This is a genomic window from Actinopolymorpha alba DSM 45243 (assembly GCF_000373925.1).
Taxonomy (GTDB): domain Bacteria; phylum Actinomycetota; class Actinomycetes; order Propionibacteriales; family Actinopolymorphaceae; genus Actinopolymorpha; species Actinopolymorpha alba.
The window spans coordinates 33,973-59,917 of sequence record NZ_KB892764.1; the positions used below are offsets into that span (position 1 = coordinate 33,973).

The 25,945-nt window shown below is 67.5% G+C and carries 21 protein-coding genes and 1 pseudogene; 10 read left to right on the plus strand and 12 right to left on the minus strand.

Features of this window, described 5'->3' with window-relative positions; all coding sequences use genetic code 11:
* Positions 1-15: 15 nt before the first annotated feature.
* Both B141_RS0121530 and B141_RS0121535 read left to right on the plus strand, forming a co-directional pair.
* A complete protein-coding gene (locus B141_RS0121530; RefSeq protein ID WP_020577256.1) occupies positions 16-507 on the plus strand; it encodes a DUF6912 family protein in 492 nt (163 codons plus the stop codon).
* Between the two features lie 411 nt (positions 508-918).
* Positions 919-1,281 carry a YybH family protein gene (locus B141_RS0121535; protein ID WP_020577257.1) on the plus strand — a complete coding sequence of 121 codons (363 nt, stop codon included), beginning with the start codon at positions 919-921 and terminating at the stop codon, positions 1,279-1,281.
* Positions 1,282-1,349: 68 nt separating this feature from the next.
* Here the strand turns inward: B141_RS0121535 and B141_RS0121540 are convergent, their stop codons facing one another.
* The 7 genes and pseudogenes from B141_RS0121540 to B141_RS52895 all read right to left on the minus strand — a co-directional run.
* Positions 1,350-2,033, minus strand: coding sequence for a response regulator (locus B141_RS0121540; protein WP_020577258.1), 684 nt, complete (start codon positions 2,031-2,033; stop codon positions 1,350-1,352).
* Entirely contained in the window at positions 2,030-3,943 is a 1,914-nt protein-coding gene (locus B141_RS41970; protein WP_084678433.1) for a PAS domain S-box protein, read from the minus strand. The genes B141_RS0121540 and B141_RS41970 overlap by 4 nt, the downstream gene beginning before the upstream one ends.
* Positions 3,943-4,380 carry a hypothetical protein gene (locus B141_RS41975; RefSeq protein ID WP_157181181.1) on the minus strand — a complete coding sequence of 146 codons (438 nt, stop codon included), beginning with the start codon at positions 4,378-4,380 and terminating at the stop codon, positions 3,943-3,945. The genes B141_RS41970 and B141_RS41975 overlap by 1 nt, the downstream gene beginning before the upstream one ends.
* Before the next feature lie 38 nt (positions 4,381-4,418).
* Positions 4,419-5,798, minus strand: a complete 1,380-nt coding sequence (locus tag B141_RS41980; RefSeq protein WP_020577261.1) for a hypothetical protein — start codon at positions 5,796-5,798, stop codon at positions 4,419-4,421.
* 43 nt (positions 5,799-5,841) lie between these two features.
* Positions 5,842-7,416 (minus strand): ArnT family glycosyltransferase, encoded by a 1,575-nt coding sequence (locus tag B141_RS0121560; protein WP_020577262.1) that lies wholly within the window; start codon positions 7,414-7,416, stop codon positions 5,842-5,844.
* The gene (locus tag B141_RS0121565; protein WP_237742765.1) at positions 7,406-8,710 is read right to left on the minus strand and encodes a glycosyltransferase; all 1,305 of its coding nucleotides are present in this window, start codon (positions 8,708-8,710) and stop codon (positions 7,406-7,408) included. The genes B141_RS0121560 and B141_RS0121565 overlap by 11 nt, the downstream gene beginning before the upstream one ends.
* Positions 8,711-8,723: 13 nt before the next feature.
* Positions 8,724-9,143: pseudogene (locus B141_RS52895) on the minus strand (GtrA family protein); the annotation flags it as partial.
* A 542-nt stretch (positions 9,144-9,685) separates the two neighbouring features.
* Between B141_RS52895 and B141_RS0121570 the strand changes: the two are divergent.
* Both B141_RS0121570 and B141_RS45940 read left to right on the plus strand, forming a co-directional pair.
* On the plus strand, positions 9,686-10,333 hold the full coding sequence (locus B141_RS0121570; protein ID WP_020577264.1) for a response regulator: 648 nt from the start codon (positions 9,686-9,688) through the stop codon (positions 10,331-10,333).
* A 115-nt stretch (positions 10,334-10,448) separates the two neighbouring features.
* The gene (locus tag B141_RS45940; RefSeq protein ID WP_169512956.1) at positions 10,449-12,026 is read left to right on the plus strand and encodes a GAF domain-containing sensor histidine kinase; all 1,578 of its coding nucleotides are present in this window, start codon (positions 10,449-10,451) and stop codon (positions 12,024-12,026) included.
* Positions 12,027-12,118: 92 nt separating this feature from the next.
* Here the strand turns inward: B141_RS45940 and B141_RS41990 are convergent, their stop codons facing one another.
* The 5 genes from B141_RS41990 to B141_RS0121600 all read right to left on the minus strand — a co-directional run bounded on the left by B141_RS41990 (position 12,119) and on the right by B141_RS0121600 (position 17,447).
* Complete coding sequence (locus B141_RS41990) at positions 12,119-13,414, minus strand: HNH endonuclease signature motif containing protein (RefSeq protein WP_020577266.1); 1,296 nt, start codon at positions 13,412-13,414, stop codon at positions 12,119-12,121.
* Positions 13,415-13,690: 276 nt separating this feature from the next.
* On the minus strand, positions 13,691-14,665 hold the full coding sequence (locus tag B141_RS0121585; protein WP_020577267.1) for an NHL repeat-containing protein: 975 nt from the start codon (positions 14,663-14,665) through the stop codon (positions 13,691-13,693).
* Between the two features lie 109 nt (positions 14,666-14,774).
* A complete protein-coding gene (locus B141_RS0121590) occupies positions 14,775-15,626 on the minus strand; it encodes a sugar phosphate isomerase/epimerase family protein (RefSeq protein WP_040421982.1) in 852 nt (283 codons plus the stop codon).
* A 185-nt stretch (positions 15,627-15,811) separates the two neighbouring features.
* Positions 15,812-16,999 carry a glycoside hydrolase family 5 protein gene (locus B141_RS0121595; protein ID WP_020577269.1) on the minus strand — a complete coding sequence of 396 codons (1,188 nt, stop codon included), beginning with the start codon at positions 16,997-16,999 and terminating at the stop codon, positions 15,812-15,814.
* Positions 17,000-17,057: 58 nt separating this feature from the next.
* A complete protein-coding gene (locus tag B141_RS0121600; protein WP_272944098.1) occupies positions 17,058-17,447 on the minus strand; it encodes a response regulator in 390 nt (129 codons plus the stop codon).
* 522 nt (positions 17,448-17,969) lie between these two features.
* On the opposite strand from B141_RS0121600, the gene B141_RS0121605 reads away from it, so the two are divergent.
* The 6 genes from B141_RS0121605 to ku all read left to right on the plus strand — a co-directional run bounded on the left by B141_RS0121605 (position 17,970) and on the right by ku (position 25,894).
* Positions 17,970-19,688, plus strand: coding sequence for a glycoside hydrolase family 3 protein (locus tag B141_RS0121605; RefSeq protein WP_020577271.1), 1,719 nt, complete (start codon positions 17,970-17,972; stop codon positions 19,686-19,688).
* Between the two features lie 12 nt (positions 19,689-19,700).
* Entirely contained in the window at positions 19,701-21,044 is a 1,344-nt protein-coding gene (locus B141_RS0121610) for an exo-beta-N-acetylmuramidase NamZ family protein (protein ID WP_020577272.1), read from the plus strand.
* A gap of 40 nt (positions 21,045-21,084) precedes the next feature.
* Positions 21,085-22,821 (plus strand): serine hydrolase domain-containing protein, encoded by a 1,737-nt coding sequence (locus B141_RS0121615; RefSeq protein ID WP_020577273.1) that lies wholly within the window; start codon positions 21,085-21,087, stop codon positions 22,819-22,821.
* A gap of 127 nt (positions 22,822-22,948) precedes the next feature.
* On the plus strand, positions 22,949-23,872 hold the full coding sequence (locus B141_RS0121620; protein WP_020577274.1) for a MurR/RpiR family transcriptional regulator: 924 nt from the start codon (positions 22,949-22,951) through the stop codon (positions 23,870-23,872).
* Complete coding sequence (gene murQ, locus B141_RS0121625; RefSeq protein ID WP_020577275.1) at positions 23,872-24,843, plus strand: N-acetylmuramic acid 6-phosphate etherase; 972 nt, start codon at positions 23,872-23,874, stop codon at positions 24,841-24,843. The genes B141_RS0121620 and murQ overlap by 1 nt, the downstream gene beginning before the upstream one ends.
* A gap of 70 nt (positions 24,844-24,913) precedes the next feature.
* Positions 24,914-25,894 (plus strand): non-homologous end joining protein Ku, encoded by a 981-nt coding sequence (gene ku / locus B141_RS0121630; RefSeq protein ID WP_237742767.1) that lies wholly within the window; start codon positions 24,914-24,916, stop codon positions 25,892-25,894.
* The last annotated feature ends 51 nt before the right edge of the window (positions 25,895-25,945 follow it).

A 25,945-nucleotide genomic window follows, 5' to 3' on the forward strand; every position in this document is an offset into this window, starting at 1 on the left:
AACGAAGGAACGGACATGCGGGTCTATCTCGGCGTAACGCTCACCGAACTCGCGGCCGCCGTGGCGGCGGGTGGCTTCGGGCCGCCGCCGATGCTGGGGTACGCGGTGACGCCCACCCTGCGCGAGTGGTACGCCGAGGGTGACCTGGAGGAGCTGGAGTACGCCGCGACCTCCGAGGCGGCCAAGGCGTCCCTGCGGCGGCTGAGCCTCGACCCTGACGCGCCGCCGCGCCGCGTGGTGGTCGCCGCGGAGGCACCGGACGGGTTGGTGCTCCCCGACGCGTCGGTCGGCCGGGCCGCGGTGGTGATACAGGCTGCGATCCCGATGGACAAGGTGGCTTCGGTCCACGTGGACGAAGAAGCAGCGGCCGGCAGTGTGCGGTCCGCGGCGGAGGCGGTGGAGAAGGCCGACGCCGGCGATGAGGACGCGGTATTTACGGTGGACGAGGCGTTCGGTTATGAACTGCTCTGGTACGCCCGGCAGGAAATTCCCGATCTGCTTTCCTGATCCGTGCGGCGCGGGGTAGAGGAAATGTGCTGTCGTAGTTGATCAACGGTCCCGAAGTCGGACACCCATCGCGGGGAGTGCCCGATTTGCGGACCGTTGATCAACTTCGCATAGTGCCGTCGCGGCATATCCCTACCATGCAAGGCGAATTCAGCTTGCTTAGTGGGGAGTTTCCGGTGCCGTCTTCGGCAAGATCGTGGAAATTGCGCGGTGCTATAGCACCCCGGAGTCTCCACGATCCGAGATGCCGCACCCCGGCGAGTTGATCAGCGCGGCTCCGACGGATCCAGAATGCCGCAGAAGACGTTCGTGTCCGGACCGCTGGTCGGGGCCGCTGTCGGAGCCGCCTGCGATGATCGCGTTGGCTCAGGAAGGGTTCCTGGCCGACGAGGCACAGGCCGGGAGCCAAGGATGGCGAAGGATTCGCAACGACCACATGAGCCGGCCACGGAGCCCGAGCACCTCAGCAGGTTCGTCCTGGAGAGGCTCAATGCCGGCGACGTCGACGGGCTGGTAGCGCTCTACGAGCCCGACGCGGTGCTGGCCCTGCCAGACGGCGGGATCGCGAGCGGCAGGGAGGAAATCCGCCGGGCGTACGAGCGGATTGTGGCCGATCGTCCCGTCTTCGCTCCGGGAGAGCCGCGGCCAACCCTCCGTCAAGGCGACCTTGCGCTGACGTCGGTACGCCTGGCCGATGGTGGTACCACTGTCGAGGTGGCCCGCCGGCAGTCCGACGGCACCTGGTTGTGGGTGATCGACCAGCCCAGGCTCTGAACTCCCGCGCGGTTGCGAGCAGGACCCCGACTGCTCCGAGCCCGGTCAAAGGAAGGGCCCCCGGGCGGCTAGTCGGCGGGCGGCTCGACGTCGCAGGAGCCGGACGCCCTGACGACGGCCTCCAGTTTGGAGCGGGCGCAGAGCTTCTCCAGAACCTTCCGGACGTGGCTGCGTACGGTCGGATAAGCGATGCTCAGCCGGTCGGCTATCTGGCGGTTGTCGAGCCCCTGCGACATTAGGTCAAGAATTTCACGTTCGCGTGGTGTGAGGCTTTCGAGTTGCCGCACCAGCCCCGCGCTGCGCCGGGCGGTCTCCCGGCTGCGCGCCAGCAGGGCGGCCAGTTTGCCTGCCGGGATGAGCATCTCGCCGTCGGCGGCGCGGCGTACCGCGTCCGCGATTTCTCCGGCGCTCGCGGCCTTGAGGAGATAACCGCTGGCCCCCGCCTCGATGGCGGCCATCATGGCCTGGTCACTGTCGTCAGCGCTGACGAACACCACCGCGGTCTCGGGTCGGCGCGTGCGGATGCCGGCCGCGGCGTCGGCGCCGCTGCCGTCTGCCAGCCAGAAGTCGAGGACGGCCACGTCGACCGGCCGCTCCTCGGCGATACGGACGGCCTCGGCGACGCTGGGTGCCCAGCCGAGGACCTCCAGGTCTGGATGCTCGTTGAGGAGGACCGTCATGCCCTCGGCAACCACCGGGTGGTCCTCGACGATCAGGACCCGAATGAGCTCGGGAACGGGTTGGATGCTCACAGATCGCCTCCGGTCAATCCCGACTCGCGCGGGACCCAGAATTCCACGATGGTACCTGAACCAGGCGTGCTCTCCACCCGGCACCAACCACCGACAATTTCGGCGCGATCCCGCATGAGAATAAGCCCGAGATGACCAGGTTTCGCCTCAGCTTCGAGCGGAAGATAACCAACTCCGTCGTCGATGATCTCAGTCAGGCAACCGTCATTGACGTCACTGACGCGCACCTGGATACGCGAGGCCTGCGCGTGTTTGCGAACGTTCATCAACGCTTCCTGGGCAATCCGGTAAATAAGTACACGGGTCGGGACGGGCGGCTCGGTTTCGAGGTTACTGGTCAATTCGTATTCAATGCCGATTTCACCTTTGAGCTGTTCGAGATAATCATGCAACGCCGCGATCAGGCCCTCGCTTTCCAGGGCCGGCGGGCGGAAGTCGAAGATCATCCGGCGAAGCCGGTCCGCGGCGAGTTTGACCGTTTCCTCCAGCTTGGTGAGCACCGCCAGGTCCTCCGGTTCGCTCAGTCGGCGCCGCAGCTGCTGGAGTCGCAGCGCGGCGGCCGTGATGACCTGCAGGCTGTCGTCGTGGATGCCGGCCGCGATTCGTAGGCGTTCGCGTTCCTGGGCGCGGACCAGCTCCACGAGCACGTTCCGGTGCTCCTGGCCGGCCGCACGGAGCATCTCGACGCTGTGCTCCAGCACAGCTCGGGACCCGGCGGTCTCGGTGAGGTCCCGGATGGTCAGGATCACCTGGGCACCTTCGTCGGTGCGGATCCGGCGGATGCTCACGTCGACCGGGAAGTCGGTGCCGTCCCGCCTTCGGCCGACGAGCTCCAACCCGCCAGGTGCCGTGGGCGCCCCGGCTTCCGTGGGGACCTCGTCGCTTTCCCGCCGATAGATGGTGACCGGATGATCCGGCAGGAGCGCGTCCACGGATCGTCCGATCAGGTCCTCTCGCGGGTAGCCGAAGAGTTCCTCGGCGGCCGTGCTGACGAGCTGGATGACGCCGTCCGCGTCGACAACGACGGTCGCCTCCGGTGAGGACTCGAACAGCTGCTGGTAGTGGGCCTCCGCGAGGGCCAGCTCGCTGATGTCGCGTAGGAACACCGACACGCCGCGCTGGCCAGGCAGCTGGCTCGCCGTCACCTCTACTTGGAACGTGCTGCCGTTCTGGCGTCGTCCCACGGCCGTGAAGTGGGCCTCGGGCTGTTCGCCTTCTGGCGGTTCGTGACTGAGTAGCCGGTAGATCAGCTCGTCGGTGGGTTCGCCTGACCGGGAAACCGGCACCAGCCTGGTGAGGTGCTCACCGACCAGCTCGTTACGGCGGAAGCCGAACAGCTGCTGGACTGTGGCGTTCACCAGCTCGATCCGGCCGTTCGCCTCCAGCAGAAGGATGGCGGTCGGCGCGCGGTCCTGCAGTTGTCTGAGCAGGTTGGTGTTCTGGAGGGCCACCGCCTCGGCGCGCCGCGCGTTCTCGAGGTCGCGCCGCATCACCCGTACGCACTCCTTCGCCAGCGGGATCGAGAGACTCACCTGCCCCCGCGCGGCGCGGGCGATGGCCTCCAGGATCTCCTCGTTGGCGACGCCCTTGACCAGGTAGCCCGAGGCACCCGCGTCCAGGGACTCCAGCGCGCTGCTGGGATCCTCGTAGGCCGAGAGGACGAGGATGGCGGTCGTGGGTGTCCGATCACGGATCGTCCGGATCGTCGCCGGTGCGGTGCCGCCCGGCATCCGGGCGTCGAGCACCACCACCCGTGGATGATCCCTGGTGGCCAGGCGTACGACGTCAGGATGGTTGACCGCCTCGCCCACCAGCTCGAGATCCGGCTGGCTGGCGATCAGGTCAGCCAACGCGTCACGAAGCGCCCGGTCGTCGTCGGCGATCATGACGCGCGTCCTGATTCTGGTCATCAGGTGTCCCCGAGGTGCGTGATCGCCGCCCGCAGGCCCGACACCTCGACCCGGTCGGGCAGAGCCAGTGACAGCCACGGCAGTACGGTCGCCAACGGCTCGGCCAGGACACGGTGGTGCCGCCGGTCGATCCGGTCACACGCGGCGACCGCCGCCGCCGCGTCCCAGGCCGCCGCCCAGAACGCCCAGTCGGAGCAGGTGGCACGCAGAGCCACGTCCATGGCCTCGCGCCGGGCGAGGGCGGCGGCATCGAGGATCGCCTGCCGTTCCTCTGGCGTTGTCGCCTGCCAGATGGCCGCCCACGCCGCGGCGCGATCGGGGCGCGAGTGCTCCTTCCACGCCGCGGCCACCGTGCCGATCTCCTCCGATCCGAGCCCGTCGAGGTGGGAGATCATGTGCAGCACCTCCCGGGTATTCGGTCCGAAGATGCCGGTCATCGCCACCTCCTCCACCTCCTCCACGACGGTGCTGGCGGTTAGTTCCTGAGGTCGGGTGGCAGGTGGTACTTCGGCTGCGGCGGCAACTTCACCGGACCGCCCGACTTGTCTACTGTGATGGTGGTTGATCCGACTCCGCCGCTTCGGGCGCCGACCAGTTTGAAGGTCAACTTGCCCTGCGCGTCGCCGGGGATCATGTAGCTACCGACCGCCGCCGCCGCACCAGCCGCGTCGACGCGGAACGCCGACACCAGCTCGTTGTTGGCGAAGACGTGCACGGCCTCCTTGGACGCGAAGCCCTTGACGTAGAAGTTGAGCATCGTGCCGGGCAGACCGCCGTAGGTGTTGGTGCGGGCCATCGGGCTGTACGGCAGGGCGAGGAACCCGCCCTTGGCCGAGGCCCGGCTCTGCTCGCCGACGAAGACCAGCGACTGGCGCCCCTTGAGCCCGAACGGCACCTTGAAGCTCGTCCCCCCGATCATGCCGTTGTTGTCGGCCCGCATCGTCATGACCGGCGTGCCCTGCGTGCTGCCGCCGAAGTAGACCAGTACCCGTTCGTTGGGTGCGAAGCCCTTGCCGGCCACGGCGATCGGGTAGGCCGCCCGGGCCGCGAACGGCTTCGTGGTGACCACGGGGTACTGACGGAGCAGCTGGAACGGCGCCACCGCGGTCGTCTTGGACTTGGCGCCCACCAGGATGATCGTGCTCGCGCCGACCGCGCCGACGCCGACCCGGATGGGCACCTTCATGAGCGTGCCGTGTTCGTCGGCGCGCAGGGTCGCCGTCGGCGCACCGGTGATCCGGCCCCAGTAGACCTTGATGGGTTCCTTCGCCATGAAGCCCTGCGCGTCAAGCGTCAGCGAGGTGCCCGGCGGGCCGTAGGCCTTGCTGATCTTGACCATGCCGACGCCGGCCTGGGCGTTCAGCTCCGCCACGGCCACCTTGGTGCTGCCCTCCTGGGCGACCTTCACCACCTGCTTGCCGCCGGCGTTGCTCGCCGACATGGGGTAGGTGAAGGTCGTGCTGACGACCCCGTCGCGGTTCGCCTTGGCCGAGGTCATCGGGGTGTCCTTGCCCTTGCCGAGCGAGAGGATGATCTGCACCCGGGCGCCGCGGTCGAAACCGGAGGCATCCACGCTGACCATCCCGCCGGGCTTGGCCAGTGCCGGGTTGAGCACCGCCACCGGACCCTCCCCAACGGGCACCCTCCTGCCGTTGAACTCGACGATGCGTTGGGGTTTGCGGGGTTCGGGGGCCTGAGCGTTCCTCCCCCCTCTGCCGGTGGTGTCAACGGCTCCTTGCCCTGGCGCACCGGGTACAAGTGTTCGCCCCAGAGCGACGACGACCATGAGCGCGACCACCGCGATCAGAACCTTCCTCCAGGACCATTGTGGCCCGTTCCAGTTCCGCATCTCCATCGCCTCTCTTTGCCAACTTCCGCGCCGGTATCCGGCCGGTGTACTACTTCTCGATCTTGTAGACCGCGAGGTGGATACCACCGCGGTTCAGGTCCCAGACCCGTTGGCCGTGTTGATCAATCGCATCGAGCATGTAGTTCTCGGCGCCGTTGCCGTTGTTACGTTCCATGGCTGCCCGCATCTTGTTGGACATGATCACGTAGTCGATGTTCTGCCAGTTCCGGCGGAACAGTTTGTCCCTTACCGCCGGGTCCGATGCCGCCTTGAAGTGCGAGTGCGCGCGGGGGTAGTACGGCTTGACGTCGTGCAGAGCCGTCCACATGTCGTCATCGATGATGAGCCGGGAGTTCGGTGGGACGTTCTTTCGTACCCACGCGATCTGCTGTTCCTGCAGCGCGGTCACTTCCAGGTGGTAAAGGTCGTGCGCCTGCAGGTTTCCCTGGGTGCCTCGGGCGACAAAGTAGCCACCGGGGATAATCAGGGCGAGTACCACGATTGCCGCGGTCAACGCGATCTTGGCTCGCTCCGGTGCCTTCTTCATCACGGCCGCGTAGAGCAGACCGATGTTCATGGCGAGGACCGGGATCATCGGGACGACGTAGAAGTCCAGCAGGATGCTGCCGCGCACCATGTAGAAGCCGTATCCCATCGCCATCATGCCGGCGACGAGGTAGCCCAGGCGATTCTCGCGGTCCTGCGACCAGAGGAGGAGTACGAGGACCACCGCGATACAGCCGGCGATCAGGATGTATGGATCCCGGGACAGCCAGCTTCCTTCCATCAGCTGGACGAAGAGGTTCCGTCCCTGCGGACCGCTCCGGCTGATCTGCCACCAGATCGAGTACAGCAGCGAGACGTGGTTGGCCGGCGGGTTGCTGACGTTGAAGTCGAATCCACTCGGTAGGAGCTCGTTCTTCAGCTCGGCGAAGAGTATGTACACCGACACCGGAATCGCCGCCGCGAACCACCAGAACTGCAGCTGGAACCGACGATTGCGTTCGCCGCTGGCCATCTTGTACGAGAGGTAGGCCAGCGCCGGAACGAAGAACAACGCGTTCTCCTTGGTGACGAGGGCCACCCCGAAGGCGAAGCCTGAGCCCATCGCGGTCACGAGCCGGTTGTCGGCCCGGCTCAGCAGGTAGATGGACAGCAGTAGCCACAGCACCATCAGGTTGTCAAGGAGGACTTGCCGCTGGTAGTAGACCGCGAGTGGGGAGAAGTTGAACAGGAAGCAGGCAAGGAACGCGCCCGAAACGCTTCCGGAGAACCTCCGGGTGATCCCGAACAGCAGCCCGACACTGATCACGTGGGCGATCACCATCAGGACCCGGATCGTGTTGATCGCGTTTCCGAACGCCTCGAACTGCCCGGGCAGGATGTTCGCCCACGCCGCCATGAGGAGCCAGCCCCCTGGTGCGTGGTCGTAGAAGTAGGTGTACGGCGACAGCATCCCCTCACGCACCACCGACCAGGCCTGCTGCACATAGATGCCCTCATCCGTGACGTACAACGGATACTGGAACACGTGGTAGGCGTGCGTGATCGCGCCGCTGACCAGAGAGAAGGCCAGTGCCTGTCGGCCAGAGCGCCCCAGAGGGGTGGACCAGTTAGGCGCCACTTCTGACCTCCTCATTCTCCAGGGTGGTGCGGTGGGCGCCGACGTGCTTGGTCTTCTCCCAGTTGCCCTGACCACTCAGCTGTCGGCGCAGGGCGCGGACCGCGGCGTAGGCCAGGACCAGCTGGTACGGAATCCACATGAACGCCATCTTCACCACGGTCGTTCGGCTCGGCACCATTCCATGCGCATCGGTGAATTCGCGCAGTCCGACCGCTGCGGTCAGGAAATGGGCAATCAGCAGTAGGACGGGTATGAAGGACACGAGGGCCACCGGCACCGGTGTGTGCAGGACGAAGATCAGGAGCAGTGCGACCGGCGTGTACAGACCAAGGAGCGCCTGGGCGTAGGGAAATGCCAGCGTGTAACAGGCAAGGAAACGCTGGTGGAAGGTCGGCATCTGCCGCCAGGTTCCCTTGCGCAGCGTCTGCATGAAGCCTTGGTTCCAGCGGGTGCGCTGCTTGATGAACTGCCCGAGCGATGGCGGAGTCTCCTCCTTGGTGACGTACCTGTCGTCGTACATCACTCGGACGTGTTCACCGAGGCTGCTCATCCGCAGGCCGATCTCGGCGTCCTCGGTGAGGTTCGTCTCGTCCCAACCACCAACGCGGGCCAGCAGTTCGCGGCTGAAGAAACAGGTGTTGCCGCCAAGCGGAATCGAGTTGTGCTTGGCGTGGTGATGGAGCCGGCTCTTGAACCAGAAGAAGTATTCGAGCACGTTGAAGGTGGAATACCAGTTCGAGCCGTAGTTCATCAGCTGTACGCCCGCCTGGACGATGTTGACACCCTCGGTCGACATCACGGTGTTGATGACCCGGAGGATCTCCGGATGCATCTCGTCCTCGGCGTCGAAGATGGTGACGACCTCTCCCTGCGCACGCTGCAGCGCGCAGTTCAGCCCGTGTGGCTTGTTGATCGGGAGGTCGTCGAACACCACCAACTCGGCGTTGTAAAGACCTTCCCGGCGAAGGTCATCGATCTTTTCGGCGACGCGGTCGATCGTCCCGGTGTCGTCGACGGAACAGACGACGATCACCTGGAGCAGCGTCGTCGGGTAGTTGCAGTGGACCATCCGCTCGAGGGTGGTGGCGATCACCTCCTCCTCGTGCCGGGCGGGGACGATGGCGGTGAACGACAGGCGCGGCTCGATGAGTTCTTCCGGAGCCTTCGTCAGCTCTCCCACGTCCTGGTCCCAGGTGTAAATCATCAGGTAGAGGATGTGCGCCGCCTGGATGCTTAGGAGCACCGAGATAGTCACCAAAGCGCCGTACACCAACGACTCCATCTGTCCTGCCACCCCATATCCATGTCGTACTCACGGTGAGATTGATGGTCAGTGCGGCAGCGATGCCGAAGAGGTTCGCCACCAGGTAGAACAGGCCGAGATCCACCAGGCCACGCACCACAACGACATTCACCGAAAGCGCGACCAGCGCGGTCAGATTGAATTTCGCGAAGCGGGACAGCGTGGGGCGACGTGTCGTAAACGTCCACACCTCGTTGACCAGGTAGTTGTGGGCGACGGCCAGCTCCGCGGCCAGCGCGGATGCGAACACGAGCGGCACCCTGGCAACGCCGTGCAGGAGAAACAGCCCAAGGCTGTTGACGCCTACGCCAACCAGGCCGACCAGCGCGAAGCGCCTGACCCGGCGGTCATGGAGTCGCCGGACCGACCAGCGGTACCACCGCTGGAACGACCCCCCGGAAATCTTCTCTATGTGGGCGCACATACGGCGCCGCCCCCCAAATTCCTTATGGATTCCCCGTTGCCTCAATCGTGCGCGCGGGAATGCCGCGCACACCTCCCTCCTCGCTCAGTGATCCGGGCCCCCCTTCGGGGGAGGAGGGGCCCCCTACTCGCTGGGGGCGTGAGCTCCCTCGGATCGGTCAACGCATCGCCTGTTCGAGGGGGGTTCGGGCCAGCAGTTGGTCGCGGCACCCGGGACTCCGCCGGCCGGACTGGAAGTCAGTGCGAACGTGCGGATTCAGGCAATCCGAAGCATCGACGACCATCGGCATGGATACGCCCAAGGGCACGCGGCGCTCTGCCGAACCGGGGAGATTCCAAGGTGGGCCGACGTAGGCTTCTTAGCCAGGAGCCATCTACCTACGAGGCACCGCAAGCTGGGGGTGCGGTCCGCAGCGGTGGGGGTTGGCCCGGGCGGGCGCAGCCAGAGCGGGGCCGGAACCAGCGGTGGGGGTGGGCCCGGCAGGCGAAGCCCGAGCGGGGCTGGAACCTCACAGCGTGCGGACCCGGCGGGAGGGGGGTTCGATGGCTGTCCGCCTGTTGATCGCTGAGGACCACGCTGTGGTTCGGCAGGGTTTGCGGATGTTCCTGACGCTCGATGACGACATCGACGTTCTGGGGGAGGCGGTAAACGGCAGAGACGCGCTCGAACTCGCCCACCAGCTGGAGCCGGACGTCGTTCTCATGGATCTGCTGATGCCCGTCATGGACGGAATCAGCGCCACCGCGGCGATCCGGCGCGAACTGCCCGACGTCGAGGTGGTCGCCCTGACGAGCTTTCTCGAGGACCACCTGGTGGTCGACGCCTTACGGGCCGGTGCGATCGGATACCTGCTCAAGGACACCGATGCCGACGGGCTGCGGCGAGCGGTCCGGGCGGCGGCGTCGGGCCAGGTCCACCTGTCGCCGGCCGCGGCGGCCCGACTGGTGCGAGAACTCCGCGTACCGAGCAGCCCCGAGCACCTCACCCGGCGCGAGGTGGAGGTTCTGATCCTTCTCGCCCGCGGCCGATCGAACAAGGAGATCGCGCGCGAGTTGTCCGTCGGGCAGCAGACCGTCAAAACCTACGTCAGCAACATCCTCAGCAAGCTGAACGTCCAGAGCCGGACACAGGCCGCGTTGTACGCCGTACAGAGCGGCTTGGTATCGACGTACGAGCTAGCCCAGCAATGACGTACGAACTGGCCCCAAGATTGGCGTACGAACTGGTACAGCGATGACCATACTTTCGAGCCGAAACTCTCTCGGCCACCGTGAGGGGCGCGCGCGGATCGATCCGCTGAGCGCTGTGGCCGAGGTCAACGAGGCGGTGCGTGACGGCCTGGACCGCGATGCCGTCCTGGCACTGATCGCCCGGCGGGCCCGCGAACTCGTCGGCGCCTCCGCCTGCGCCGTGATGACTCTGGAAGAGGGGGAGGACCTGCTGGTCCGTGCGGTCGATGGTGCGGCCGTCCGCCAACTCAGGGGTACCTGGGTGCCGACCGAAAACACCTTGGAGGGCGACGTCGTACGCAGCCAGCAGCCGATGACCGTCACGGACCTGGTCGACGACCGGGACGGCGTACCGCTCGCGGCGGTGGGACTGCGTTCGGTGTTGTTGGTTCCCGTACCCGGCTATGAGCGTCCCGGCGGAGTTATCCAGGTCGCCGACGGTGGGGGACGGCGGTTCACCGCCGAGGACGTGCGGGTGGTCAGCCTGTTCGCTCCGCACGTGGGCATGGAGGTCGAACACGATCGCGCGTGCAGCAACCTGGAGCGGCTGGCGATCACAACGCCCGACACCAAACCGCTTGAGCAGACGCTCGACACCCTGACCCGCAGCGTCGTCGCGGCGACCGGTGCGCGGGCGTGTGCGGTGTACCTGCTCGATGGTGACCTGTCGCTGCGGCTTTCCGCCTGTTACGGCCCGGTCGAGACGCTCGAGGCGGGCATGGCGGGAGTGGGATCGTCGGGAGTGCCGAACCTCGCTCAGGCGGCGATCGCGGCGCGGTCCCCGATCGTCCAGGAGGAGGTGCTGGCGGAGCTGGTGGGAGGGCGCCCGGAGTCGGCCGGGCCGCGGCGTCAGGGCTCGGCTGGGCGTGAAGCGGTGCTTGTCTGCGTTCCGTTGATGTCGCGTGGCGTCGTGTTGGGCGTCCTCTGCTCGCAGTGCCCGGCCGGTGAACATCCGAGCAAGCTCGAACTCGCGTACCTTTCCATCATCGCTGGGAAGGCGGCGTCGGCCGTGGACAGCTCGCAGTTGGTAGCGGCCGCCCAGGAGAAGGCCGCCCTGGAAGAGCGGCAGCGTCTCGCCCGCGAGCTCCACGACTCGGTGTCGCAGGCGTTGTACGGCATCGCGCTCGGCGCCCGCACCGCTCGTCAGGTTCTCGACTACGCACCCGAGCAGGTCGATCAGCCGATCGGCTACATCCTTCAACTGGCCGAGGCGGGGCTTGCCGACATGCGGGCGCTGATCTTCGAGTTGCGACCGCAGGCGCTGGCCGAGGAGGGACTCGTCGTCGCGCTCCACAAACAACTTGCGGCGTTGCACGCCCGGCACGGCGTCGTGACGCATGCGGATCTCGGCACAGAACCCGCCGCCGCACTCAAGGTGAAGCAGGCGTTCTATCGCATCGCCCAGGAGGCGTTGCAGAACATCGCGCGGCACGCCCACGCCCACCACGTCACGATGCGCCTGGACAGCAGTGCCGGCGAGCTTGTCCTGGAGATCAGCGACGACGGCACGGGATTCGACCCGAGCGCGTCGTTTCCGGGGCACTTGGGACTGCGTTCGATGCGGGAGCGGATCAACGAGATCGGCGGTGCGCTCGAGATCATCAGCGCACCGGGCGAGGGCACCCGGGTCCGCGCCCGAGGCAACAGCCGATAGACCGGGTTCGCCCTCGAGTGATCAGCGGTCCGATGCGAGCTGAAGCGCACGCGCTCGTCGCGGATCGGTGAATCTCTCCTGCTCCTGGCCTGTCAGGTTCGGAGTCGGTTGTTGCGGATGGGGTTGCGGTTGGGGTCGATCCATTCGGGTGGGGTGAATTCGGGTATGCCGTCGGCTGCTAGCTGGATTTGCCAGGTTCCTTGGTGGATGAGGCGGTGGTGGTAGCCGCAGAGCAAGACCCCGTTGGCCAGGATGGTCGGTCCGCCGCTCAACCAGGATTTGAGGTGGTGGCCGTGGCACCAGGCTGGTGGGCGGTCGCAGCCGGGGAACGCGCATCCGCGATCCCGTAGCTCCAGCAACTTGCGGAGGCGTCCGGTGAAGAATCTGGTGCCGTCGGAGAGGGCGACTTCGCCGTCGCGGATGCCGAACCAGCTGACTTTGGCGTCACACGCCCATTCTTGGACGGTGCGGGCGGAGACGTAGGTGCCGGTCCGGAGGAGTCGGCCGAGTCCGGTGCCGTTGACGAGGTTTTCGTCGGTGATGGTGACGACGATGTGGGGCTTCTCTCCACCCTGGGTGGGGGACTCTCCGGAGTTGAGGTAGCGGCGGACGAGCTCGTCGAGCGCCTCGCCTCTGCGTTGGGCGGCGCTTCGGGGGTCCAGCCCGTCGGCGGTTGTCGGGAGTGGTTTGGAGAGGAGCTCGATGGCGGTGCGGAACCGGTCGGCCGCGATCGGGTCGAGCTTCCCGCGGATGTGGGTGCCGGAGCCGTCCGGGGCGTCGTACAGCGACAACTCACACCGCCGGGCAGCCTTGGCTTCTTCTTCGGAGAGCTTCTTCGCCAACACCTTGTCCGCCAAGTCCGGGTCCACAGCGTTCAACACCGCCCGACCCAGACCGGCAAGGTCTTTCGGGTCAAAAACCCGAGCATGCTCCACCAGCACCTGCTCGGCCTCGGCGCGTGTCTCCTGACCGGCTTCCTTCGGTAGATCGCGAATCGCCTTCGCAATCACGCGGGCGTGATCGGCGCTGATCTCACCCGCGTTCAACGCAAGCTGCACCAACGGCAGGGCAGTGTCGAGGTCGTTCGCCAGGCGCACCGCAGCCCGCGCGTGTTCGGGTCGCATCCGCAGCAGCGACGACAGCCAGGCGGCTGTGCTGGTCGCGCCAGCGGTACGGCCGAGGTCCTGCCGGTCCGCCTCGCGGATCACCTGAAGCTTGACCGCCTCCAGCTGCGCCGAGAGAGCCTCCAGGCTCATGAGCAGGCCGGTGAGCTCCTCGTCAGGAGTCGACCACAACNGCGCACCCGATTCCTCGGCGAGGCGGACACGCACCCGCCCGACCAGCACCGAGAACGGGTGCCGGCCCGCATCCGCCGAGGTCGAATCCATACCCGAACACTAGCGGCGACCACCGACAAGACCCGGCCCCGAAACCCCAACAAAACAAGGTCCTCCAGCATCCGGTAGGGCCATCGTTCTGGGTCAGGGGCACCCTTGGCCAATAGAGCCGTACAAGGGTGCCCCCGACCCACAACGGCAAGCATCACGGCGCCTGGACCGGCCGCACGGCCCGCTCTCAGGGCCTCGAGGGGCCATGATCATGAAGCCAGAAAGGGCTATGCGTCCCGAAACCCTTCATGATCACGAACATGATCACGGAAGCGCCTACGGGCGGGGGATGGCGACGACGGAGTAGGGCGTGGTGGGCCCGGGCGGTGTGGTGAAGCGGGCGTTCGGGAGATAGAGCCAATCGCGGTAGTCCGCCACCGTGGTGGGCACATCGAAGCGTTCGTCGGTGACGTGTGTGACCACCGTGGCCTTGGTGGCTTCGTCATTGAGCCGCAGCACCGCGACGCGGTTGAGGCGGTTCTGAACGGCGTACAACGTGCGGGGCCCGTGCCGCAGCAGGCCGTCGCCGTTCGTGAGGACCTCGCCGCCAAGGTCGACCTCCCGCGTGACGCCGTTGCGCGGATCAACCCGGAAGAGCTTGCCGGTCGACGACTGCACGATCAGCAGAGCCCGACGGTCGGGCGTACGCGCGATTCCGTTGGCGTTGATGCCATCCCCGGCAATGATGTCGCCGGTCAGCGGCAGCTGAATGACCTCAGCGGCGGATGGTAGGCGGCGATTCCGTAGCGGCAGTCCGTAGAGCACCAGGTTGGTCGAGTCGGTGAACCACGCCGCGTCGTCGGTAAGCACCACGTCGTTGACGAAGCTGGGGCCGGTCGAGAACTGATACGACGCCAGCACGTTTCCGGTGCGCCAGTTGATGACTCGCGCGTCGCCGCCCGATCCGCCAGAGACGAAGATGTGGTGGGCATCGACCTTGAGGCCAAGCGACGGTGTGCCCGGACCCGCGCTCAGGATCCGACCGCGACCAGTGACCAGTGAAGCTTGGTAGATCGATCCGTCGAGTCGTGAACCGAAGTACGCGATCGGATCCTTGCCGATGGCGATCCCTTCCGGCTGGAAGCCGTCTGGCAGGGCGAACGTCGGCGGGAAGATGTCGGTCGAGCCCGGGTGGGTGGCGGCCCGCTGGGTGGCCGCCCGCGCGGTGGTGGGAACGCCGACCACCCCCGCCAGACCACCCAACGCTGCGGCGGACAATGCCGTGTTGAACAGGAATTTCCGGCGACGCATGGCACCCCCTTGGTGACGGTGGCGAGCCGCGGGGACGCGGCCCCCCACCATCATCACGTACGGATGATCACCGTAGTTCGAAGCGCGATCGCTGCCACTCGTGGCGCGGTCATCCAGACGTGGCCGGGCCGCCGACCTGAGAACGTGTCTCGGCGAGGGTCTCGACGACCACCGCCCGGACCGCCGCGAGCGCGGTCCACTCGTCGGCGTCCGGGCCGTCGTACACAAGGGCGAGCGGGCCGGCGAACCCGGCGTCGAGGACGGCACGTAACGAACGCCGGAAGTCCTCGACGTCGAGCGCGCCGGCTGGGCCGGTGTGGCACTTCGCATGCGCGGTCTCGGCGAGCGCCGCGACCGCGGCCAGCTGGGCGTACTTGTCTGGGCCCGTCCAGTTGCCCAGATCGACCAGGAGCCCGACCTCTCCATCCGCTGCCTCGAGCACCTGCCGCACCTGGGTGGCCGAGGGCAGCAGGTCCAGCCAGTTCTCGGTGACTACTCGGACCGGGGACGCGGTGGCCAACTGGCGCAACCGATGCCCGCTGGCCGCAAGCCGCTCAGGGGTCGGCGGGGCCTGGCCGGCGATGACGCGAGCACGGTGCGCGCCGAGCTCGGCCGCGTCGTCAAGCCAGCCGGCGATCCAGCGTTCGTGGTCGTCGGCGTGGTCGGGGTCGACCAGGTCGCCGGCATCGACGAGGAGCGCGTCCAGCGTCACCCCCGCATGGGCCAGCGCGGAACGCAGCTCGGCGAGATAGGCCGCGTCGCGGGTCGGCAGGTGGAAGTGGCAGATCTGGACGGTGTCGTAGCCTCGCTCGATCAGGAGCCCCGGAAGGTCCAGCAGCGTAATGCCGCCGACCGGACCTGTAGGCATCATGCCGCTGGCCCCAGGAGGGTTGGCCTCGTCGGATACGAAACGTCCGAGTGTGCGGTGCAGGGACCACGCGTGAACGGCTCGACTCACCATGGCCAACCACGCTAAGGGCGTGGATGATCATCCGCAATGATCACCTGCCGCCGCCGATCATTCCTTTCCCCTGGGGGAACCGCTGGTGGTCGGCCCGGGGCAGCGAAAGGCGCGGGGCCTGCCTCCCAGCGTTGAGGAGACAGGCCCCGCGTCAGGCGACCTCGACGGTCGCGCGGAGTTTTCCCTTACTTCGCGGCTTCGGCCGGAGCACCCGGCGCCTGGACGAACGGCGCCTGGTGGCCCTTCAGCATGTCCAGCTTCGCCTGGTCGACGGACTGCCAGTCGTCCTTCAGGACGCCGCCGGTGTCACCGGAGTTGGGGTTCCACGACCAGTAGGTGTAGCTGAGGCCGTTCTGCTTCATGAAGTCGAGCGACTTGCGCTGCCACTTGCCCTCGACGGTGTTCGGGCTCACCGAGCGACCACCGAACTCACCCATCAGCAACGGCGTCTTGCCGATCAGATACGCCCAGTGCTTCTGCCACACGTCAGGCAGGTTGTCAGGGTAGTTCGGCGCGTCGAACCAGGCCTGCCGGTAGACGCCCGGGCCGTAGTCGTGCGGGGAGTAGACGAGCTTGTCGGGCGACGACAGCCGCACCGGCGCGTCCTTGGCACCCATCAGGTTGCCGCCCCACCAGTAGTAGTTGTTCTTGTAGTTCTCGATACCCTCGACGACGATCAGCCAGTTCGGGTTGGCCTTCAACACCGCGTTACCAGCCCGCTCGGCGGCCAGCCGCCAGTCGGTGTTCTGGTCGCCGGTGCCCCAGGTGGCCTGCCCGCGCGGCTCGTTGTGCAGGTCGGCGCCGATCACCAGCGGGTTGTTCTTGTAATGGCTGGCGAGCATCGTCCAGTCGTCGATCCAGCGCTGCTCGCTGATCTGGCCGGTGTACCAGAGCTCGCTCTGGGCCTCACTGGTCGGGCGGTGCCGGTCGAGCAGCACCATCAGACCGCGGTCGGTGGCGCCCTTGACGATCTTGTCCATCAGCGCGAGACCCTGCAGACCCTTGAGGTCGGGGTTCTTCGCGAGGTTGATGCCGGTGGCAGCGCTGCTCTTGTCGAACAGCTGGTTGGAGTAGGGCACCCGGATCGTGTTGAATCCAGACGACTTGATCTGGTCGAGCATGCTCTCCCAGTTACGGGCCCACAGACCGTGCGGGGAGAATGTCCCCGTCTCCATCCCAAACCAGTTCACACCGGTGAGAGTGACCTGCTTGCCGTTGGCGTCGACCAGCTTGCCGCCCTGTGCGCGCAATGGGGCCTGCAGCGCTCCGGACGCGCTGGATCCCTTGACGGCTGCGTCGAGGTTCAGCGCGCCGTTGGCTCCGACGCTCGGTGCGACGACGCTGATCACTGAAGCGAGCAACGCCACCACCATGACGGGTACCAGAACAAATGCGATTCGGACAGGCTTACTGGACTGACGATACCGGGAACTAAGCCAGGTCAACATGCTCCTCCAAGAGAATCTTCAGGAGTTCCCCGCCGCCAACCTTGCAGATGTGGCGGTGAAACCCGTGGGCGAATATTCGCCGTACGGTGGCTCTGTCGTCGTAGCTGGACAGTGCCACCAGCTGAGTGTTGGGCAGATGTTTTCGGAATTCGTCGGTGATGGACGTCGAACTGGCGCCGCTACTTTCCATGTCGATGACAACCATCTGTGGCTCGTGTGTGTGAGCCAGTTCGATTGCCCTGTCGCCACTGGGGGCCACGCCGACCAGGTGGACGCGGGGTTCCTCTGAAAGTAGGTCCACAAGGGCTTCCATCAGCTGCGGATGGTCACCGACGACGACAACTCGAGTCCTTCGAATTTCTCCTCCCGGCAATGGCGATCTGGACGTCTTCGAACCTAGGAATCCCGGTGAGGAGAGGCGACGTACCTGGGGTCGAACTTTGACTCATCAAAATGACGAGCCGAGCGTGGTTCAAATGGATGACAGTCATTTGGATGACAGCCAAATGGACGTCATCCAATTGGATGAGATGGGAGCCGCGTCGTTGAGCGGCCGCGGGCGTGGGGGAGGGTGGCCCGCATGGCGGCGGACCAGTCGACGGGGTGGATCAGTCGACGGGACGGATCAGCGGATGGCGCCCGGGTGGTTGACCGCCGTCCGGAGCGTGAGTAGCTTCCAGGCACGGGGGTGGCGCATGTAGGAAGTTTTCGTACCGGGCAGTGTGGTTCCGGCCCCGCTCGGGCCTACCCCCACCCGGCGGCTCGCCGCATACCTGGAGGAACCGTGCATTGGTCGCCGCCTTCCGCTCCTCGCCGCCGTACCCTCCTCCTGGGTGCGGCGGGTGTCGTCGCCAGCCTGGCCGGATCCCGCGCGGCGAGCGCGGATTCTGGTCGTATGCAACCACCAACTGACCAGCAGGGGCCTTCCGGCGAAGGCTGGATCAACTCGGTCATCCGTCGCATGTCGGTCGAGCAGAAGGTCGGCCAACTCCTGGTGACCCACGTGTACGGCGCGAGTGCGGACATCGCCGACTCCCGCAACGTGAGCGAGTACGGCGTCGCCACGCCGGCCGAGGTCATCGCGAAGTACCACCTCGGCGGCGTCTGTTACTTCACCTGGTCGGGAAACATCGCCAACCCCCGCCAGGTGGCCGCCCTCTCCAACGGCATCCAGCAGGCCTCCCTTGACAACGGTCTTGGCGTACCGCTGCTGATCTCGACCGACCAGGAGCAGGGCACGATCGTGCGGGTCGGCTCGCCGGCGACGCAGTTCCCCGGGAACATGGCGCTCGGTGCGGGCCGGGACGCGCGGGCGACCCGTGACGCCGCGGCCATCACCGGGCGGGAGTTGGCGGCGCTCGGCATCAACCAGAACTACGCGCCGGTCGCCGACGTCAACGTCAACCCGGCCAATCCGGTGATCGGCGTACGGTCGTACGGCGCCGATCCCCGGCTCGTGGCTGACCTGACGGTGGCGCAGGTCCGGGGTTACCAGCGCGACGCCGGGATCGCCGCCACCGCGAAGCACTTCCCGGGTCACGGCGACACCAAGGTGGACAGCCACACCGGTATCCCGGAGATCAAGCACACCCGGAAGGAATGGGATCGAGTAGACGCGCGGCCGTTCCGGGCGGCGATCGAGGCGGGCATCGACTCGATCATGACCGGTCACCTGGTCTTTCCGGAGCTGGACCCGTCGGGCGATCCGGCGACGCTGTCGTACCCGATCATGACCGGCATCCTTCGGAAGGAACTCGGGTTCGACGGCGTGGTCGTGACCGACTCCCTCGGTATGAAAGGCGTGCGCGACAAGTACGGCGACGACCGGGTGGTGGTGCTCGCGATCAAGGCCGGCGTCGACATGCTCCTGCGCCCGCCGAGGTTCGACTTCGCCCACCAGGCGCTGCTCGCGGCGGTTCGGAGTGGCGAGATCAGCGAGCGGCGTCTCGACCAGTCGGTGGCCAGGATCCTGCGGCTCAAGTTGGAGAGGAACATCGTCCGCCGGCCGTTCGTCGACGTCGAGCGGGCCCCGAGTGTCGTGGGCACGCCCGCGTCGCTGGCCCGGGCCGACGCGATCGCCGAGGCGTCGACGACCGTGCTCGCGAACGCCGCGGGCCTCCTGCCACTGGCCCCGAGCGGCCAGCGGATCTTCGTCACCGGTGCCGGTGCGGCCACGGAGACGCTGGCGGGTGAGCTCCGCACCCGGGGCGCCACGGCCACCGCCTTCTCGACCGGCACCCGCCCGACCGACGCGGCGATCGCGATGGCCCTGACGCAGGCGGACGCGAGCGACTTCACCATCGTCCTGACACAGAAGGCGTGGGACGTCGAGGTCACCGATCCGCAGGCCCGCCAGCAGCGGTTGGTCACGGAGCTACTCGCGACTGGCCGGCCAGTGGTGGTGGTCTCGGTCCAGGATCCGTACGACTTCGCCTTCTTCCCGCAGGCACGGACCTGTCTTGTGACGTACGCACCGAACGCGGTGGCGGTTCGCGCGCTCGCCCGGGTGATGGTCGGCGAGGTCACCCCGCGCGGGAAGCTCCCGGTCGAGATCCCGGGCGCACCCGGCACCGGCGTCGTCCTCTATCCCTACGGCCACGGCCTTTCGTGGTGAGTGGAGACCTCCATGACGTTGCCACCGAAGAACATGCCCTCCCGCCGCGCGCTCCTCGGCACCGCTCTCGCGTCGGGTGCGGTGGCTGGCCTCGGCGCCGCCGCCAGCCCGGCCGCCGCGGCTGGTGAGGCTGGCGGCGCCACGCCGCCGAGCCCGGACGGGTCGAGCGCTCCGGTGCGTACCGGCGCCGAAGTCGCGGCGGCGGCAAGCTGGTCGATGCTGCGCGGAACCAAGCTCGGCATCTTCAGCAACCCCACTGGAATCCTGTCCGATACCCGGCACGTGGTCGACGACCTGGCCGCGCATGACGATCTGGAGATCGTCGGTGTCTTCGGTCCTGAGCACGGCTTCCGCGGCAGCGCGCAGGCAGGGGGATCCGAGGGCGACACCCTCGACCCGCGGACCAGCCTTCCGGTCTATGACGCCTACGGCGCGAGCCAGACGAAGCTCGCCACGCTGTTCGGCAAGTCCGGCGCCGAGACGATCGTGTTCGACATCCAGGACGTCGGCGCCCGCTTCTACACCTACATCTGGGCGTTGTACGACTCGATGGTGGTCGCGGCCCGGCTCGGCCTGCGGTACGTCGTCCTCGACCGGCCCAACCCGATCGGCGGGCGGGCCGACGGTGCGCTGATGACGCCCGGCTACACCTCGGGCGTGGGCAAGAAGGAGATCGTCCAGCAGCACGGCATGACGGTGGGGGAGCTGGCCCGCTTCTACAACGGCGAGTTCCTGCCCACCGACGCCGGTCGTCCAGTCGACCTTGACGTCGTGAAGGTCCACGGGTGGCGACCCGACTCGCGGGCGCAGGAGCACGGCCTACCGTGGCCGCCGCCATCACCCAACATGCCGACGCCGGACACCGCGCTGGTCTATGCGGGTACCTGCTTCTTCGAGGGCACCAACCTGTCGGAGGGACGCGGCACCACCCGCCCCTTCGAGTTCGTCGGCGCGCCGTACCTCGACTACCACTGGGGCGACCGGCTCAACACGCACCGCCTGCCCGGCGTGGAGTTCCGCGAGGCGTACTTCGTCCCGACGTTCAACAAGTACGTCAACCAGACCTGCGCGGGTGTGCAGCTCCACGTCACCAACCCGCGGACCTACCAGCCGATCCGGACCGCCGTGGCGATGCTGGTCGAGGCCAAGAAGTACACCGACTTCGTCTGGCGCTACGACTCCTACGACCCCCAGCGGCCGTACTGGATCGACAAGCTCTCCGGCTCGCCCCGGCTCAGGACGATGATCGATGCGGGCGCCGGGGTCGACGAGGTGGTCGGTGCCTGGCAGGACGAGCGGGCCGCCTTCGAGGCGCGGCGGCAGCGGTACCTGCTCTACCCGGGCCGGCGAGGCTGAGATGGGGGTTCGCGCCTGGCGGGTGCCGGGTAGGCGCGCCGTGGGAAGGTTGGCCGTCGCCGCCCTGGCGGTGGCCACCCTCGTGCCGGCGAGCGGAGCACCCGCGGCGGCCGGAGGCAGTGCGTCGCGTGGCTTCGACGAGCCGTACGCCGGCTTCGCTCCACCGTCGACCGTACTCACGTCGGCAGCACCCGAGGAGGCTGGTCTGGACACCGGTGAGATCGACGCGATGCTGTCGGACCTGCGCGGGTACCTCCAACCGCAGGGCGCCGCGCGTCCGCTCTATCCCGGCGCGGTGGTGCTGGCCGCGCGGGACGGCAAGGTCGTCGTGCACGAGGCGATGGGACATGCGCTGAGGTACGCCGACGCCGCCGGGACCGAGCTTCCCGCCGACCAGCGGGTGCCGATGGCGTCTGACACGATCTTCGACCTGGCCAGCATCTCCAAGCTGTTCACGTCACTGGTCGTGATGCAACAGGTCGAGCGGGGCCGGATCGACCTCGACGCGACGGTGGCGTCGTACCTCCCGGCGTTCGCGGCCAACGGCAAGGAGTCCATCAGGGTCCGCGATCTCCTGACCCACACCTCGGGCCTGCCGTCGTGGATGCGGCTGTGGCGCCCGTACCCCGACCGGGCGGCCCGGATCCAGGCCGTGCTCGAGGTCGTACCCAAGGCTTCGCCGGGGACGTTGTACGAATACTCCGACCTCAACCTCATCACCCTCGGCGCCCTCGTCGAAGAGGTGAGTGGCAAGTCGCTCGACGTCCTCGTCCGGGAGGGCGTCACCGAGCCCCTGGGTATGGTCGACACCGGCTACAACCCGCCCGCCAGCAAGCTCGACCGGATCGCCGCGACGGAGTACCAAACCGATCCTCCGCGGGGCATGGTGCGCGGCAGCGTCCACGACGAGAACGCCTGGTCCCTGGGCGGGGTGGCCGGCCATGCCGGCGTCTTCTCCACGGCGGCCGACCTGGCGAGGCTCGCGCAGGCGATGCTGAACGGTGGTACGTACGCCGGCAAGCGGATCTTGCGCACTGAGTCCGTCAAGATGATGTTGACGGACTACAACACCGGCTTTCCGGGCCACGCCCACGGCCTCGGCTTCGAACTCGACCAGCGTTTCTACATGGGCGCGCTGGCCTCACCCAGCACTGCCGGGCACACCGGATTCACCGGAACGTCCCTCGTGATCGACCCGCTGTCGCGGACGTTCGCGGTCCTCCTGACCAACCGCGTGCACCCGCGCCGCGAATGGAGCGGAGTCAACCCGGCCCGGCGGGCGGTCGCCGGGCGCATCGCGCAGGCGCTCGCGGTAACGCCGCGGCGGGGCGCCACCGCGTGGTACGCCGGCGCCCGCGACAACGCCACCGCCACACTCACCCTCCCGGTCCGCCTCCGCGCTGGTCTCACCAGGCTCGGGTTCGAACTCTTCGTGGACACGGAGGAGAGCGACATCCTCACCCTCGAGCTCTCCCGTGACGGCGGGGCCACCTGGTCTCCCATGCCGTACGTCGTGTCGAGTCGGGGTCGGATCAGTGACGTTGACGGCACGATATCCGGATTCGCCGGACGGCATTGGCAGCAGGCGTACGCTGAGATCGGCGGGCCGCCAGGTGAGGTCCAGATTCGCTGGCGGTACGTCACGGACCCGCTCTACCAGGGCCGAGGCGTCTACGTCGATGGGGTTCGGTTGGGTGACGCCGAGGGCACGCTGGTCAATGGCGAGCGGGAATCCGGCCGGTTCCTCGCGGACGGTTGGAGCGAGGCGGCGCGCTGACCGGATCGCTGGGCGCATCCGCTTCTGTACGCCTGGCGGGCGGATGTGAGCGGGTTGGTTCGTTCGGCTGAACGCGAGCGTGGCTGGATACATGCTCCAAGGCTTCAAGGGTAAGTTACTTTCCACTATGGCCAAGACCTCGAAGGTTTCCGAAGCGGACCCGGTGACTGAGGACGTCGTCATCCGGATCCGCGCCCTCGCGCCGTCGCTGTCTCCGGCCGAGCAACGCGTAGCCCAGCTGGTGCTCGAAGATCCTTCGCGGGCTTCCGCACGGACGATCACCGAACTCGCCCGCGCGGCGGGTACGTCCGAGACCACCGTGATCAGGTTCTGCAAGGTGCTCGGGCTTCCCGGCTATCCCGAGCTCCGGCTGCGACTGGCCGCCGAGTCCGCCCGTGAGTCGGCCCGCGAGGGCGACCGCGGTCGGGTTGTCGGGAGCGATATCGGCCCCGACGACACGATGGAGCAAATCGTCGAGAAGGTCGCGTTCAATGACGCCCGTGCGGTCGAGGAGACCGCCCGTCAACTCGACATTGACACGCTGGACGTCGTGTCCGAAACGCTGGCCCGGGCGCCGCGAATCGAGATCTTCGGTGTGGGTGCCAGCGCCTTCGTCGCCCTCGACTTCCAGGCGAAGCTGCACCGCATCGGACGAATGTCGTTCGCTTGGGCCGACACCCATGCGGCGCTGGCGAGTGCGGCCCTTCTGGGCAAGGGTGACGTCGCGGTCGGAATTTCCCACACGGGCACCACCGGCGACACGATCGAGGTCCTCACCGAAGCCCGCAACCGCGGCGCCACCACGGTCGCACTCACCAACTTCCCCCGCTCACCGATCGCCTCCGTCGCCGACCACGTGCTCACCACGGCGGCCCGCGAGACGACCTTCCGTTCCGGTGCGACGGCGAGCCGGATCGCCCAGCTCACCGTCATCGACTGCCTGTTCGTCGGAATCGCCCGGCGGCATTACCGCGAGACCCTCGACGCGCTCGAGGTCACCTACGCCGCGGTCAGCGGAAGGCGCGTGTCGGCGTCCCGGGGACGGCGATGATGTCAGCGTCTGGCGCTGATGCCGGCTCCACCGAGGCGAGCGCCAGCGGGTCCGCCGATCCCTGGTTGCGGTCGGTCGTTCGCGTCTCGTCCCCGACCGAGGCGCGCAATCCGCGTACCACCGAGATCGACCGGGTCTCCACGCTGGAGGTCCTGGAGCTGATCAACGACGAGGACCAGCGGGTGGCGCTCGCGGTCCGGGCGGTCCTACCCGCATTGGCCCGCGCCGTCGACCTCGCCGTCGAAGCGCTCAGCCTGGGTCGGCGGGTCCACTACGTCGGTGCCGGCACCTCCGGACGGCTCGGCGTCCTCGACGCGGCCGAGCTACCCCCGACCTTCGCCGCACCCCCCGAGTGGTTCGTCACCCACGCCGCCGGCGGGCCGGCCGCGCTGCTGCGTGCCATCGAGGGCGCGGAGGACGACGAGGAGGCCGGCCGCCGCGAGCTTGCGGAGTCTGCGCGGCCCGGTGACGTGGTGGTCGGTCTCGCCGCCAGCGGGCGTACGCCGTACGTCGCGGGTGCTCTGCGCGCGGCCCGTGACCTGGGTGCCGCGACGGTGCTGGTGACGGCCAACCCGGACGCCCCGCTCGGTCGTGAGGTCGACGTGTTCGTTTCGTTCGACACCGGACCCGAGGTGGTGGCCGGGTCGACGCGGATGAAGGCGGGTACGGCGCAGAAGCTGGCCCTCAACGCGTTCTCCACCGCCGTCATGGTGCGGCTCGGTCGGACGTACTCCAACCTGATGGTCGACCTGGTGGCCAGCAACGCCAAGCTGCGCGGGCGGATGCTCGACATCCTCGCCGAGGCCACCGGACTGGACGAGGCCACCTGTGCCCAGGCACTGAGCGAGGCCGGCGGCGAGCTCAAGACCGCGCTGGTCGCGGTGCTCGGCCAGGTGACGCCCGACCAGGCCCGGGACGCCCTCACCCGCTGCGGGGGACACGTGCACGCGGCGCTCGCCGACCTCGCGTGATCTGTCGAGCTGTCCGGTTGTGGGCTTGCACGACGGGTAGGGGACCACGCAGTGTGGAGGTGCGAGTGGTATGTCTCCGTCAACGCCCCGAACTCCGCCGGAGGTCCAGATGCAGGCGATATGGAAGGGTTCGGTCTCCTTTGGTCTGGTGACGATACCCGTCAAGGTGTACGCCGCCACCCAGGAGAGGGATATCGCGTTCCGCCAGGTGCACGCGGAAGACGGCGGGCGGATCCGGTATCGCCGGATCTGCGAGGTCGATGGCGAAGAGGTGTCGTACTCCGACATCGCGAAGGGCTACGAGATGCCGGACGGCGGCATCGTCGTCCTGACGTCCGACGAGCTCGCTGATCTTCCGCTGCCGACCCGGCACATCGTCGAGGTGCTGGAGTTCGTGCCGGCGGAGGAGATCGACCCGATCTACGTCTCCAGGAGCTACTACCTGCAGGCCGACGGGCCGGCCGCAAAGCCGTACGTACTCCTCCGTGACGCACTGCGGAGCACCGGCCAGACCGCCGTCGTCAAGGTCGCCTTGCGCAACCGCGAGGCGCTGGCCCTGCTCCGGCCCATGGACGACGTACTCCTGCTGCAGACGATGCTGTGGCCCGACGAGGTACGCGACGGGTCGTTCGCGGCCCCCTCGGAGGAGGTCGACGTGCGGCCGCAGGAGGTCGCGATGGCCGAGTCGTACATCCAGACCCTCGAGACCAGCTTCGACCCCACCCGCTACCACGACGAGTACCGCGCGGCTCTCGAGCAGCTGATCGACGCCAAAACCACCGGTCACGAGATCGAGGCGCCGGCTCCCGCGGCCGCCGCCGGTGAGGTCGTCGATCTGATGGCGGCGCTGGAGGCGAGTGTCGCCGAGGCTCGCCGGCAGCGCGGTGAAGCCGCGGCGGGTTCGGCGGCGCGTCGGAGCCAGCCGGCCGCCAAGAAGGCGGCGGCGAAGCCCGCCAAGAAGGCCGCGGCCAAGAAGACCGTCAGCAAGAAGGCGGCGTCCTCGCGTACGACGAAGAAGGCGCAGAAGGCACCCGCCCGCAAGTCCGCGTAACCACGCCCGCCAGGCCGGCTCCAGGGGCCGGCATGGCCGGCGTCGTCTGGT

Bases quoted from the DNA above. Each gene is read 5' to 3' on its own strand.
- B141_RS0121530 (WP_020577256.1), top strand. From the start codon at position 16: ATGCGGGTCTATCTCGGCGTAACGCTCACCGAACTCGCGGCCGCCGTG.
- B141_RS0121535 (WP_020577257.1), top strand. From the start codon at position 919: ATGGCGAAGGATTCGCAACGACCACATGAGCCGGCCACGGAGCCCGAG.
- B141_RS41970 (WP_084678433.1), bottom strand. From the start codon at position 3,943: ATGACCAGAATCAGGACGCGCGTCATGATCGCCGACGACGACCGGGCG.
- B141_RS41975 (WP_157181181.1), bottom strand. From the start codon at position 4,380: ATGACCGGCATCTTCGGACCGAATACCCGGGAGGTGCTGCACATGATC.
- B141_RS41980 (WP_020577261.1), bottom strand. From the start codon at position 5,798: ATGGAGATGCGGAACTGGAACGGGCCACAATGGTCCTGGAGGAAGGTT.
- B141_RS0121570 (WP_020577264.1), top strand. From the start codon at position 9,686: ATGGCTGTCCGCCTGTTGATCGCTGAGGACCACGCTGTGGTTCGGCAG.
- B141_RS0121585 (WP_020577267.1), bottom strand. From the start codon at position 14,665: ATGCGTCGCCGGAAATTCCTGTTCAACACGGCATTGTCCGCCGCAGCG.
- B141_RS0121590 (WP_040421982.1), bottom strand. From the start codon at position 15,626: ATGGTGAGTCGAGCCGTTCACGCGTGGTCCCTGCACCGCACACTCGGA.
- B141_RS0121595 (WP_020577269.1), bottom strand. From the start codon at position 16,999: ATGGTGGTGGCGTTGCTCGCTTCAGTGATCAGCGTCGTCGCACCGAGC.
- B141_RS0121605 (WP_020577271.1), top strand. From the start codon at position 17,970: ATGCAACCACCAACTGACCAGCAGGGGCCTTCCGGCGAAGGCTGGATC.
- B141_RS0121610 (WP_020577272.1), top strand. From the start codon at position 19,701: ATGACGTTGCCACCGAAGAACATGCCCTCCCGCCGCGCGCTCCTCGGC.
- B141_RS0121620 (WP_020577274.1), top strand. From the start codon at position 22,949: ATGGCCAAGACCTCGAAGGTTTCCGAAGCGGACCCGGTGACTGAGGAC.
- murQ (WP_020577275.1), top strand. From the start codon at position 23,872: ATGTCAGCGTCTGGCGCTGATGCCGGCTCCACCGAGGCGAGCGCCAGC.
- ku (WP_237742767.1), top strand. From the start codon at position 24,914: ATGTCTCCGTCAACGCCCCGAACTCCGCCGGAGGTCCAGATGCAGGCG.